Genomic DNA, 12203 nt, shown 5'->3' on the forward strand with positions numbered 1-12203 from the left:
AATTTGTTATTCATCTGTTGTATCCTCAATCAGCCGGGTGCCGGGGGTGCGATGCTTTGCTTCTACAAACTTACCTGCACCTATAGCTCAATAAGTAGCTTCAACAGTAAAAGGCATAAATCCTGCCTGGATTCATGCCCCTATAGTTGACTATGAAGTATGCAGATATTAATAGCACAAATCTAGTCCACGTAATGTTTTTTATAATCTGGATGGATAGAAAACTTTTTACGTAAATCGGCGAGGTTTTCACCAAAACTTCCTTCTAATAGTTCTCTATGCTTCTCCATGATTTCCATCAGATACAAATCATGGATCATAACTTCTGTAATGGGCATCACTAATCCTACATGCATGGTCCATGCTGCACGGCTATCTTTGCCAAGCGAAACAATGCCTGCTACTACTTCTGAATCATCTCCACTGATAACAAGCCATCGTCCGCCATACTCTTCTGTAATTGCATAGCCCATATAATGGAGGTAAACATTAGCAAAATCACAGACGATTTCCCCATAGGCAATAATTGTTACATTGACTCCTTTATTTGCTGCCTGTCTCAGTTCATACTCTAATTCTTCGAATTCGTCTTCCCATATCTCTAAAAGTATTCTTTTTTTAGCAGATAATATACAAGCTTTTACCTTATCGAGTATTTCATTGCGCCCCATGATATTCCATATATTTTCACGGTCATTTGCAGAACGTTCAAACTCCGCTAATGATTTTTCTGCCCGTTCAAAATTCTCTTCTGCTTTTATCCGACGGTTTTTTATTAGCTCCTTTGCAGGTACAGGCGTATATTGAGGTGTGTTTCCAGGACTAACCAGAATATCTCCTCTTATTGCGAGACTGTCCAGAATTTCATATATTCTTGAACGTGGTACACCGGAGTTTTTTGCGACTGCATAGCCTGTTAATGGCGATTCTTCCAATAAGGTAAGATATGCTTTCGCTTCATATTCGGTAAAGTTTAGATTTTTTAATGTTTCTAAAATGTTTTCTTTCATAATCCCTCCAAAACAACCTTAGTCGCTACCTTTGTAACTAATATTTTAACAAAATCTGTTGACGCTTTCCATTTTCATCTAATATACTTACATAAGTAGTTACTTAAGTAGCAACTAATAAGAAGTAAGGGAGAAATAGTATGGATAGCTTACTTACATACATATCAATTGTTGCAATGATGGTTATTATACCAGGAGCAGATACTATGCTCTTAGTGAAAAACACGCTTAGCCATGGTACAAAAGCGGGACGGTATACGGTTCTCGGAATGGCAACGGGACTTTCTTTTTGGACGCTTATTGCAATCCTTGGACTATCTGTTGTGATTGCAAAGTCTGTGATTCTTTTCAGTGCAATCAAATATTTGGGAGCCGCCTATTTAATTTATTTAGGAATAAAAAGTTTTTTTTCTAAAAGCGTCTTTTCTTTAAAGGAAATTCAAGCACAAGCAAATACACCTGCAAAGCATTCAAATCGGCATAATAAAGATTCCTTTATGCAAGCATTACTTAATAATATTCTTAATCCAAAGACCGTTTTAGTTTATATTACAATCATGCCGCAATTTATCAATTTGAACGGAAATGTAAACCAGCAATTGATTATATTAGCTTTCATATTAACCTTACTCGCTGTATTGTGGTTTCTATTTCTTGTTTATCTAATTGATTATGCAAAAAAATGGATGAACAACTCCAAATTCCAAAAAGCATTCCAAAAATCAACAGGCTTAATATTAATTGGTTTTGGCATAAAAACAGGAATTTAATTTCATTTACCAAAACATCTTATTTGATTCCATCCGTTCAGAAAATTGAACGGATTTTTTATAAGTATGTAACGTACAGCTAACATACTGTAAACTAACCTGCACCGATAGTTTTAAAGAAAAAGCTTCCTTACAATCTTCCATCCGTATATATGGCGCTGCAATATTGATCTGCAAAGACATTTTTCGCCTTACATCATCAATGGAGAATGATCAAGTTCCTAACATAAAAACGTCAGTATTTTCTCATAAGAGAAGAAAATACTGACAAGTAATCCCTACTATGAAGTTTAAGCATCCTTTCAATCCAAGCCACAAGCCTTGGCAAGTATTTCAACAAGGTGCATACTTTTCATTTGGTTCGCCGCTCCCTCCCTCTGGATGCCAATGTTCATTTGCATTTGGCAGCCAGGGTTAACCGTCACTACGGTTGTTGCTTTGGTTTCTTTTAAGTTCTTCATTTTCTCATCAAGAATTTTCATGGATTCATCAAAGTGGAGAAGATTGTAAATTCCTCCTGATGCACAGCAGCGGTCAAACCCTTCCATTTCCACATAGGAAACCCCTGGTATGGATTGCAATAATAAACGAGGTTCCTTTTGGACCTTTTGAACATTGCGTAAATGACATGAATCTTGATAAGATACGATGCCTTGCCATTCTTCAGTAAAGGGAAGCGGCCCCAATTGATGAAGAACTTGACTGATATCTTTTGATTTTTCCGAAAAAACCCTTGCCGCCCCAGCCCATTCGCGATCATCTGACAATAGATGTCCATATTCAAGAAGCGTGGCGCCGCAGCCTCCTGCGTTATTTACAATGACATCCGCATCTGTTTTCATGAAGGCCTGGATATTCCTCTTTGCCAACGCTTTCGCTTGTTTTATTTCACCTTGATGGGAATGCAGGGCACCGCAGCAATTCTGATTTTCAGGGAGAATGACCTCACAACCCGCTAAGGTGAGCAACTCAATGGTAAGGCGGTTTATTCGTGACATCATGGAATCCATGATACACCCAGTAAAAAAAGCCACCTTTAATTTCGTTTCCCCTTTTGCTGGCATTATCATACCTGTCCGGATTCGTTTGGAGGACGGCTCGATGGCTGGTAGTGCTTGTTCTAAATGTGCAAGGGCAGGGGAAACCTTTTGCAGTACATTTGTTGAACGGATAAGCTTGGATAAGCCTGTTTTTTGATAGAGATGTACTGCACTTCCAATCCTATTCATTCGTTTTGGATATGGAAAAAGATGAACCAATGCCATTTTTTTGATCTTGGTCATATTATTTTTTTGGTTTGCTGATGGGGAGTTTTCAATGGCTTCTTTTGCCGCTTCCAGTATATGTCCGTATGGCACACCGACAGGACATGCTGTTTCACAAGCACGACAGCCCAAGCATAGGTCGATCGGTTCAGCTAAATCTTTTTGGAAATCTATTTTTCCTTCGGCTGCCATTTTCACTAGATTGATTCGACCGCGTGGAGAGGCGGATTCTACACCCATTGATTCATATGTAGGACATGCTGGTAAACAGTAACCGCATTTTACGCATTGGTTTGTCCAATCATAGGCATTAGAATATAAATTTTGGAGCGCTGCATTTGTCTCGTTCGCTTTGACAGGTAGATTCATGTAACCAACACGACCCTTGTCTGGCCTTTATCAGGAAAAATCTTACCTGGATTCAGGATATTATTGGGATCCCATGCTTCTTTTATTTTTTTCATCATATTCACCCCTGTTATTCCTAATTCCATTTCCATATATGGTGACTTTAAAGTACCGATGCCATGTTCCCCGGAAAGGGTTCCGCCTAGTTCGATTGCTGCTTCAAAAATTTCACTGACTGCAAGCTCCACTTTTTTCATTTCCGTAATATTTCGTTTATCAGTAATGATGTTAGGATGTAAATTGCCATCTCCTGCATGGCCGAATACAACCAAGTTCAACCCGTATTTCTCCCGGATATTGTTTAATCTCTCCATCATCGCCGGTATTTGACTGCGTGGAACGGTCGCGTCTTCAGAAATTTTTGTAGGACCCATTTGTGTAATGGCCGGGGAGACCAATTTACGCGCACTCCAAATCGTTTGTCGTTCCTCCTCTGTCTCCGCTATCTTGACATAGGAAGCACCTTCCGCCCTGCATATATTGGCGCATTTATTGATTTCTTCCTCAATCGCCAATGGGTGACCATCTATTTCTATGATCAAAATGGCTTCTGCCTGAAGAGGCAAACCGGAAGGCCGATAGCTTTCAACTGCACGGATGCAAGCATTATCCATCAATTCCAGTGCAGATGGTAGAATTCCTGACGATAAAATGCTGGTAATGGCATGGCCAGAGTCTATCAAATGATTGAAATGGGCGACAAATGTTTGTTTAGATTGAGGTTTTGGTATTAAGCGGATGATTGCCTCAGTAACGATGCCCAAAGTACCTTCCGATCCCACGATCAATCGGGTCAAATCATACCCTGTTACATTTTTTACGGTCTTTCCGCCAGTACGAATGATTTCTCCCGTCGGGGTTACCACCTCCAGGCCTATCACATATTCTTTTGTCGTTCCGTATTTCAATCCCTTTGGCCCGCTGGAGTTTTCTAATAGATTCCCGCCTATAGTGGCTACATTGGAGCTGCTTGGATCCGGCGGATAGAACAAGCCGGCTTCTTCAGCCTTTTTATGAATATTTGCCGTAATTACACCTGGAGAGACAATGGCAAGCATATTTTCCCGATCAATGATCAATTTATCCCGTAAAAGGGTCATATCAAGAACCATCCCCCCTTTAACAGGTAAAGGGCCGCCACTTAGCGAAGTTCCAGATCCTCTAGGGTAAACAGGTATTTTGTGAGTATTAGCCAATTTAACCACTTTACTGATTTCCTCCGCATTTTTTGGCTGTATAACGATTTCAGGTAAATATTCCCCAAAAGAAGCGTCATAGCTATAACAATACCTTTCTGCCAAATCAAGGAACATTCTGTCACCTGGTATTACCTGACTAAGATCGTCCAAGGCTTCTTTCTCCATGCTTTTCACTTCCTTTCTTAATAGTAAGTTGGAAAAGAACTATTTGTATGTAATATAATGGAATTTTATGATCCTGCTAGATATAATGATGAAAAAAAGGAGGTTATTTTTTTGAAAATTGCATTGATTCACGCAACCACTACTGCACTAAAACCAATAGAAGTGGCCTTTCGGACAGTTGCTCCGAACATTGAACTCCTTCATTTCATGGACACGGGTCTTCTCCCCTTGATGGAAAAGAGCGGCAAGTTAACTCCGGAAATCACCCGCCGCTTTTCTTCATTAGTGAATATAGCCTATGGGTCTGACGTTTCATGCATCCAACTTACTTGCTCCGCCTTTAATGACATCACTGCAATTTTACAACCTCTATATCCTGTAAAGTTATTTCGTTCAGATGAAGCCATGCTTGATGAAGCACTTCGCTACACTAGCATCGGCCTGGTTTCAACCGTAAAAGAAACACCGATCGCCCTTCAAAATTACTTATTAAATAAGAATCCGGAATGTATGATCGAGTCATTGGTCGATCCAGGGATCATCCATTTATTATCACAAGGAAAAAGAAAGGAACATGATGATCGGGTTAAAAAGATGGTGGAACAATTGGATGGAAAGACAGAAGTGATTTTGCTTTCACAATATAGTATGGAGCATATTGCAAAGCAGGTTAATCCTTCTGTCCCTGTCCTAACGGCACCTCTATTGGCTGCCAAAAGGTGTTTCGATCATTTGAATGGAACGTACAGTTGAGTTTTCTTCGAAAAAAATCAGAGCTTAGCAAGCATGATCGTTTGTCACATCTTATATATCGTTTTTAACCGTTTGTATGATGGGAACCGCCAAAAACTTTCCCGACACCTTGAATTTTTTCAAGTATTACGATTAGAAGGACTGATATGAAAATAACCACGCTTGACACGGATGCAACGATTGGATTGTAGGCATCCTGCATTTGCGAGAAAATCTCGATCGGCAGCGTTCTCATTTCCGGTGATACCATAAAGAGAGAGACCGTTACATTATCAAATGATGTCAAAAATGCGAATAATCCCCCTGAGATGGCCGCGGATCCAATTAGCGGCAGAGTCACTTTCATGAATACTGTTAATGGATTCGCTCCTAGAATGGCAGCAGCCCGTTCGAGATTGTAATCAAATCCACTTAAACCGGTTAAGACGAGCCGCATAACATAAGGTATGCAAATGACGATATGGGCAATTAAAAACCCCGTAGACGTACCGGCAAGCATCATTGGTGTAAAGTACATTAAAAGTGCAATCCCTAAGACTAATTGCGGCACACTTAATGGTGAAGTTAATAGGGCCGTAATATACGATTTTCCAGGTATATCATACTTTGCAATGCCAAGGGCACCCAAAGTTCCGAATATGACGGAGAAAAGGGCAGCTAATGCTGCGAACTTCGCACTGTTCAAAAATGCTTCCAAAAATTCAGGACGCTCCAAAATTTTGACATACCATTGAAGTGAGAAGCCTTCAGCCGGAAAACTTGGATAATTGGCACTTGTAAAAGAAGCGGGAATAACGACAATGAGCGGTATCAAGATATAGATAATGGCCAACACGGCAACAGCAATCCGCAGGCCGCCAAACGTTTTCATCATCGGAATACCTCCTTGAATTTCCCTTTTTCAAACGCTCTGGTAAATACGGCTACTGATATGACAGTGGTTGCTAATAGAATATAAGAAAGTGCAGATCCGAAAGTCCAATGCAGCAGGTTATTTATTTGATCATAGATGACAACAGGCATCACTGGCACATTGGCTCCCCCCATCAGTGCAGGGGTTACATAAGCACTCATTGACAAACTGAATACGAGAATGCAGCCAGATACGATACCAGGGATACTTAGCGGCAATGTAATCGAAAAGAACCTTCTGAATGGGCTTGCCCCAAGTATGGCTCCTGCCTTATCGAGAGAAGGATCGATATTATAAAGACTCGCAACGATGGATAAGATCATGAAAGGAAGATATGCATTGGAAAGCCCGATCACAACTCCGATTTCCGAAAACAATAGTTTCAATGGTGCATCTATTATGCCAAGGGCCATCAAGGTTTGATTAATCGTTCCGTTAGGCAATAGCAGGAGGTACCAGCCAAAATTACGGACAACAATACTTACCAAGAGCGGTGACACGATCAAGAGAGTGATATACCCTCTGACCCGCGCTGAACTTTTGGCCATCGTCAAGGCTACCGGATATCCAAGAAATAAAGCAACCAAGACCGAATATAAACTGATCTTCACTGTCAGCCATAAAGAAGATAAGTAATAGCTATCGGAAAATAATTGTGTATAGTTTTTCAGGCTATAAACTGCCTCCGCTCCTCCCAGATTATCTGTGGATATGAAGCTTAAATATAAAATGTATAACATCGGGATGACAAAGAAACCGAATATGAAAAGTAGAATAGGCGTTAAAAGGAGTAATCCTGGCACCCATACTTTCCTTTTCTTGATTTTAGGTTTCTTTTGCGGCTCAATAGGATTCGTATCCTTTTCTATTTCTTGACTAGCATAACTTCTGATGGGCTCCATCCAATCAACACCTCACTTCCATTTTGCCATGATGAATCGAAAGCGGAAGTCAATACTTGAATACTTTTCCCCTGTAATAGAACATTGATTTCCCATGAGGTACCAAGATAATTAATTTGGCTGATCTTAGCACGGTGGAAATCCAAAGGAGATGTAGTTTTTTCATCAAGAGAAACAATTTGCAGTTTTTCTGGTCTAATATAAAGCTTCACCTCATCCCCGGTTTTCAAATCACTATCATTTCCCATGATGTTATTTGCATCAACATGAGTGATATCAGGCCCTATCTTGACTGAAACTTTCCGCTTATCCACAGCAGACACATTCCCTTCAAAACAATTCGATTTCCCGATGAATTGAAAGACGAATTCTGTCTTAGGATGATTGTAAATCTCAGTCGGTGTACTGATTTGTTCAATTTTCCCTGCATTCATGACCACGACCCGATCAGACATGGAAAGAGCTTCTTCTTGATCATGAGTCACAAAAATGGTCGTTACGCCAATTTCCTTTTGTAAACGCTTTATCTCGGCCCTGAGTTCATGGCGCAGCTTTGCATCAAGGTTTGAAAGCGGTTCGTCAAGCAAAAGGAGCTCCGGTTCAACTACAAGTGCCCTGGAAATCGCAACACGCTGACGCTGCCCTCCAGATAATTCCCGTGGATAACGATTTTCCAATCCTGACATTTTCACTAATTCAAGCGCTTTACTTATTTTCTTTTTTTGCTCAGCTTTACCGACCTTGCGCAGCTTCAAGCCAAAACTAAGATTTTCATAGACAGTCATATGAGGAAAAAGCGAATAAGTTTGAAAAACCATTCCTAAATCTCGCTTATAAGGCGGAACCTTCGTAACATTATTGCCCTTAATATGAACCTCGCCCCGATCTGCATCGAGGAACCCTGCAATGAGGTTCAAGGTTGTTGACTTTCCGCACCCGGAAGGCCCAAGAAGAGTGAGTAACTCTCCTTGTTTCACCTCCAGGTCAATGCCATTGAGGACAACATTCGCTCCAAATTGTTTAAACGCGCCTTTTATCTCTACATCATTTTTATTTGAACCGAACCCCTGAACTGCCTCCAGGTGCTGCCTATTAATTTCCACATCTTTTTTTAATACTTCCATGTGATCAACACGCTCCTTTTATTTGAGTTTTTTCCCTAATTCAGGAGTAACCTCTTTCGCCCATCTGTCTGACACCTCGGCACGGATTTCGGCAAACTTGGCGAAATCAGGTTTGAATGTTTTATCACTTGCTTCAAGACCGATTGACTCTTCATATTTCTCTGGGATTTTCATGCCTTCTACCGTAGGATAAAATCCTTTTTCGGAAATTAATGCTTGAGCTTCTTCACTGATTACATAGTTGATGAATTCAAGGGCTTCTTTGCTATTAGGCGTATTTTTCACTAGACCTGCGCTGAAGGCTTGAAGCGGCACGCCTTCTTTAGGCACGGCCATCTTAATCGGAATGCCTGAAACGGCTAGTTCACCTATGGAATAACTTCCCATGACCGTTACGTCAGCAGCTCCTTGTTGGATTGCTGGCATCATTTGCGTTGAGTTTTTATAAAATGTATTGGAATACGCTGCAAGATCTTTAGCCTTTTCTAGACCCGGCTCCATATCTTCCGTACTGCCGCCGTTTGATATCGCCAGACCATTAAGGGTATTGAAGCCCCAATCATTCGTAATATCTGAAAATGCCGTTTTACCCTCGTACTCAGGAGAAACAAGATCATTCCAGGATTCAATTGATTTTAACCCTTTCTTTTTGAAGGTTTCCGTATTATAAGCTGGTGCAATGACTAAACCGAATGCTGGTGCGGCCGCCTTTTCAACCGGAATGAAACGCGGGTCCACCGATTTCATATTGGGAACATTGGACTCATCAATTGGTACGATCAGTTCCTTCTCCTGAGCGCGAATTACATCAACCGGTACAAAAAGGGCAACATCTATTTGCGGAGCGTTTTTCTGTAATTCCACTTTGGATAGGATTTCACCTGATAAACCGGAAATATAATTAACAGTGATTCCCGTTTCTTCTTTGAACTTTGGTGCAATCACATCTCGGATGGCACTTTCAATGACACCGCCATTACCGGCTATCGTAATTTTCTTCTCTCCTTTTTCCCCTGCACTTGTTTGTACGGATTCCCCCGGTTTTTGAGGAGTGGGGTTACCACAACCCGCAAGAGCGATCAATACTATTATCGATAATAGACTCATCAGTTTTTTCATTGTCATTGCCTCCCGTTTTTCATTGATTTTCAATAATTCCTTGTTCGGTAAAATAATTCATGGCTCCTGGATGAAAATCGAGTGGAACTTGTTTGGTTGCTTCCTCTATTGAAATATCAGAAGCAGCCGGATGTGTATGCTGCAGTTCAGGCAGATGTTCATATAATGTTTTCACAAGATTGTATGCATGAGGGTCAGACATTTCCTTGTAGGTTACCAAGACGTTTTTAATTGAAATAGTTTGGACATTTTTCTTCATTCCCCTGTATGTATCTCTAGGAATTTCATCATGAGTATAAACTCCATATTGTTTCTGAAGACGTTCAATGATGTCTCCTGGTATTGGAATGAAAGATAGCTCCATTTGTTTGGATATGAAAGCGATTTCATTATTCGGAATTCCCGAAGAAAAGAAAGCCGCATCAATGGTACCATTTCGTAATGCTTCTGCGGATTGTGAAAAAGAAAGATAAGATAAATTCAATTGATCAGTCGGTAAATCAGATTCTAACAATACCCGCTCTGCAATAAGTCTTGTACCGCTTCCTGCCGTTCCCACACTAATGCGTTTACCAACTAAATCTTCTAAGGAATCCATATCATTTTGTTTAGCAGTAACAATTTGAACATAATTGGAATATAGGGCCGTTAAAGCTCTTAACTTGGATTTATCCGTCTCTGGCAAATCCAGTACATCCACTGTGGTAAAACCAATTTCTGCCCGATGGCGGCTAACCAATTCAGTATTTTCGATGGAAGCATCGGTTACCTGGGTTCCTGACACAGCTCCATTATATTTTTCATACATATTTGATAATCTTTGTCCTAATGAAAAATAAACACCTGTCATATCTCCAGTCCCAATGATTAGCATCCTATTATTTAAATCCTGTCCTTCAGAAGTTAGTTGACTCTGAATCAAGGTAGAAGCAGGTTTAGAAATTTCCTGCTGCTCATTCATAAAAGAACATCCTGTCATGAAACAAAATAACAAAGCGACTTTTATAAAGAGTGCTCCATTCTTCATCTTGGCCCTCCTTTCTTAATGAATTTAGATGCAAATATCATGCCAAGTCGATTTTCTGCTTTAATACGCAAATCCTGCCGATTTTTTGGGTATTACTCAAGTATAAACCGGCAATTTTTTCCGGTTACACAGAAAAAAATGCCGGTTAACACGATAATCCTGTTATTCTCCTTTTGAAATGAGCTTGATTTTATCACGAAGGCTTCTTTCGGAAATTTTTAAGATTTGAGCTGTTTTTTGTCGATGGTTTTTACAATATTGAAGAGTGGCCGTTATGACCTTTTCTTCTATCTCTTTCATGGAAATGCCAATGGGAATCCTAAAACTGTTAAAATCGTCGTCATTGCCATCCGGCTGGAGAATGAACTTCTGTTCTTGTACATATTGGGGCAAATCGGTTTCTTCCATTCTTTTCGAGTTTGATAGGGCCACAGCATATTCTATAATGTTACCAAGCTCACGGACATTCCCAGGGTAATGATAATCCAGTAAAATTCGACGTGCGGTTGCCGAGAATGTCTTTTCTTCACGATTCATATCCTTAGCGTGCTTTTTTAAAAAATAATCCATAAGGATCGGTAAATCTTCTTTTCTATCTCTTAAAGGCGGCATCGAGATGGGAATGACATTTAGCCTGAAATACAAATCCTCCCTAAATTCCCCTTCCATCACCATTTGCTCCAGGTTTTTATTGGCTGCACTTATAATCCGGACATCCAATGAGATTTTTGTATTGGATCCCAGTGGCGTCACTTCCCGTTCCTGCAATACCCTTAATAATTTAGCTTGAAGAGGAAGGGGCATTTCACTAATCTCATCCAGAAAAAGGATGCCTCCATTAGCAGCAACGAATTTCCCTTCCTTCCTCTGAGTTGCACCGGAAAATGCTCCCTTCTCGTAACCGAATAATTCAGATTCCAGCAGCATCTCAGGAATTGCTGCACAATTGACAATCTGCATGGGATTGTTTTTCCTTCTTCCCAGCGTATGGATGTTACGGGCTACAAGCTCCTTACCAGTACCACTCTCACCCGTGATAAGAACACTGGAATCAATATCTTTCACTCTTTCTATCATTGAGAAAATACGCTGCATCGCCTTGCTGTTACCAAGGAAGTTACCAAATCTCTTTTGAATCTCTAATTCTTCATGCAATGTCTCCAATTGATTGGAAATCTGTTTGAATTCGGCTGCCCTCATCAAGAGCAAAGAAAGCTCTTCTATATTAATTGGCTTTTCAATATAGTAGTAGGCTCCTTTTTTTATAGCCTCGATGGAAGTTTCAATGGATGAATAGGCAGTCATCATGATGACTGTCACGTTAGGTGCTATTTGTTTGGTTTTCTGTAGGACATCAAGTCCACTTTTATTCCCTATTCTCAAATCAAGTAACACAATATCAAAGTGCTGATTCTCGATCTTTCGAAGACCCTCATCGGGGTCAGTAGTTGTTACGACTTGATAGGAATCTTCCAATGCAAAGCTAAGAGCGGTGCAAATAGCAGGTTCATCGTCAATCACCAATACATGCATTTTCATATTACTCCT

Annotated in this window: 11 protein-coding genes; 2 read left to right on the plus strand and 9 right to left on the minus strand. The window is 40.4% G+C overall.

All coding sequences use genetic code 11. The annotated features are described in order from the left end of the window. Positions 1–182: 182 nt before the first annotated feature. The gene (locus tag ACYP5M_RS03790) at positions 183–1010 is read right to left on the minus strand and encodes a TrmB family transcriptional regulator (protein WP_459734674.1); all 828 of its coding nucleotides are present in this window, start codon (positions 1008–1010) and stop codon (positions 183–185) included. A gap of 140 nt (positions 1011–1150) precedes the next feature. On the opposite strand from ACYP5M_RS03790, the gene ACYP5M_RS03795 reads away from it, so the two are divergent. Then, complete coding sequence (locus ACYP5M_RS03795) at positions 1151–1780, plus strand: homoserine/threonine efflux transporter (RefSeq protein ID WP_434166946.1); 630 nt, start codon at positions 1151–1153, stop codon at positions 1778–1780. Positions 1781–2082: 302 nt separating this feature from the next. Here ACYP5M_RS03795 and ACYP5M_RS03800 read toward each other — a convergent pair whose 3' ends face one another. Both ACYP5M_RS03800 and ACYP5M_RS03805 read right to left on the minus strand, forming a co-directional pair. Beyond that, entirely contained in the window at positions 2083–3414 is a 1332-nt protein-coding gene (locus tag ACYP5M_RS03800) for a (Fe-S)-binding protein (protein WP_434166947.1), read from the minus strand. Continuing rightward, positions 3411–4817, minus strand: a complete 1407-nt coding sequence (locus ACYP5M_RS03805; RefSeq protein ID WP_434166948.1) for an FAD-binding oxidoreductase — start codon at positions 4815–4817, stop codon at positions 3411–3413. Before ACYP5M_RS03805 ends, ACYP5M_RS03800 begins: the two co-directional genes overlap by 4 nt. 111 nt (positions 4818–4928) lie before the next feature. Between ACYP5M_RS03805 and ACYP5M_RS03810 the strand changes: the two genes are divergently transcribed. Then, positions 4929–5570, plus strand: coding sequence for a hypothetical protein (locus ACYP5M_RS03810; protein ID WP_452444982.1), 642 nt, complete (start codon positions 4929–4931; stop codon positions 5568–5570). Between the two features lie 64 nt (positions 5571–5634). On the opposite strand, the gene ACYP5M_RS03815 is transcribed toward ACYP5M_RS03810, so the two are convergent. The 6 genes from ACYP5M_RS03815 to ACYP5M_RS03840 form a co-directional block, all read right to left on the minus strand. Continuing rightward, on the minus strand, positions 5635–6441 hold the full coding sequence (locus ACYP5M_RS03815; RefSeq protein WP_434169668.1) for an ABC transporter permease: 807 nt from the start codon (positions 6439–6441) through the stop codon (positions 5635–5637). Then, positions 6441–7385 carry an ABC transporter permease gene (locus tag ACYP5M_RS03820; protein ID WP_260357687.1) on the minus strand — a complete coding sequence of 315 codons (945 nt, stop codon included), beginning with the start codon at positions 7383–7385 and terminating at the stop codon, positions 6441–6443. Before ACYP5M_RS03820 ends, ACYP5M_RS03815 begins: the two co-directional genes overlap by 1 nt. Then, positions 7349–8509 carry an ABC transporter ATP-binding protein gene (locus tag ACYP5M_RS03825; RefSeq protein ID WP_459734675.1) on the minus strand — a complete coding sequence of 387 codons (1161 nt, stop codon included), beginning with the start codon at positions 8507–8509 and terminating at the stop codon, positions 7349–7351. The genes ACYP5M_RS03820 and ACYP5M_RS03825 overlap by 37 nt, the downstream gene beginning before the upstream one ends. Positions 8510–8527: 18 nt before the next feature. After that, on the minus strand, positions 8528–9628 hold the full coding sequence (locus ACYP5M_RS03830) for an ABC transporter substrate-binding protein (RefSeq protein ID WP_101222183.1): 1101 nt from the start codon (positions 9626–9628) through the stop codon (positions 8528–8530). Between the two features lie 19 nt (positions 9629–9647). Next, complete coding sequence (locus ACYP5M_RS03835) at positions 9648–10655, minus strand: TAXI family TRAP transporter solute-binding subunit (protein WP_260357689.1); 1008 nt, start codon at positions 10653–10655, stop codon at positions 9648–9650. Positions 10656–10817: 162 nt separating this feature from the next. Next, positions 10818–12194, minus strand: a complete 1377-nt coding sequence (locus ACYP5M_RS03840; RefSeq protein WP_434166951.1) for a sigma-54-dependent transcriptional regulator — start codon at positions 12192–12194, stop codon at positions 10818–10820. Positions 12195–12203 lie beyond the last annotated feature (9 nt).

The sequence above is a fragment of the Peribacillus sp. N1 genome, assembly GCF_054600815.1.

Bases quoted from the DNA above. Each gene is read 5' to 3' on its own strand.
- ACYP5M_RS03790 (WP_459734674.1), bottom strand. From the start codon at position 1,010: ATGAAAGAAAACATTTTAGAAACATTAAAAAATCTAAACTTTACCGAA.
- ACYP5M_RS03795 (WP_434166946.1), top strand. From the start codon at position 1,151: ATGGATAGCTTACTTACATACATATCAATTGTTGCAATGATGGTTATT.
- ACYP5M_RS03800 (WP_434166947.1), bottom strand. From the start codon at position 3,414: ATGAATCTACCTGTCAAAGCGAACGAGACAAATGCAGCGCTCCAAAAT.
- ACYP5M_RS03805 (WP_434166948.1), bottom strand. From the start codon at position 4,817: ATGGAGAAAGAAGCCTTGGACGATCTTAGTCAGGTAATACCAGGTGAC.
- ACYP5M_RS03815 (WP_434169668.1), bottom strand. From the start codon at position 6,441: ATGAAAACGTTTGGCGGCCTGCGGATTGCTGTTGCCGTGTTGGCCATT.
- ACYP5M_RS03820 (WP_260357687.1), bottom strand. From the start codon at position 7,385: ATGGAGCCCATCAGAAGTTATGCTAGTCAAGAAATAGAAAAGGATACG.
- ACYP5M_RS03825 (WP_459734675.1), bottom strand. From the start codon at position 8,509: ATGGAAGTATTAAAAAAAGATGTGGAAATTAATAGGCAGCACCTGGAG.
- ACYP5M_RS03830 (WP_101222183.1), bottom strand. From the start codon at position 9,628: ATGAAAAAACTGATGAGTCTATTATCGATAATAGTATTGATCGCTCTT.
- ACYP5M_RS03835 (WP_260357689.1), bottom strand. From the start codon at position 10,655: ATGAAGAATGGAGCACTCTTTATAAAAGTCGCTTTGTTATTTTGTTTC.
- ACYP5M_RS03840 (WP_434166951.1), bottom strand. From the start codon at position 12,194: ATGAAAATGCATGTATTGGTGATTGACGATGAACCTGCTATTTGCACC.